The organism is Serratia sp. TSO36, from assembly GCF_057808395.1.
Map to the genome: position 1 here is coordinate 1 of NZ_JBJZOU010000049.1, position 321 is coordinate 321.

General features: G+C 51.4%; 2 rRNA genes. Both read right to left on the minus strand.

The annotated features are described in order from the left end of the window. Positions 1–4 precede the first annotated feature (4 nt). Positions 5–120, minus strand: a 5S ribosomal RNA gene (gene rrf, locus ACK3CV_RS25385). Positions 121–224: 104 nt separating this feature from the next. Then, positions 225–321 (minus strand): 23S ribosomal RNA (locus ACK3CV_RS25390); the annotation flags it as partial.

The window sequence follows — 321 nt, forward strand, 5'->3', positions numbered from 1 at the left end:
TGATGCCTGGCAGTGTCCTACTCTCGCATGGGGAGACCCCACACTACCATCGGCGCTACGGCGTTTCACTTCTGAGTTCGGCATGGGGTCAGGTGGGACCACCGCGCTATTGCCGCCAGGCAAATTCTGTTTCATTCCAACCGCTTCACTCTCGTGTCGCCATCAGAACCAATCTCGGAACTTCGCTGAAAATATCTTCGTCTCTAAAACACCTTCGGTGTTGTAAGGTTAAGCCTCACGGATCATTAGTACTGGTTAGCTCAATGCATCGCTGCACTTACACACCCAGCCTATCAACGTCTTAGTCTTAAACGTTCCTTC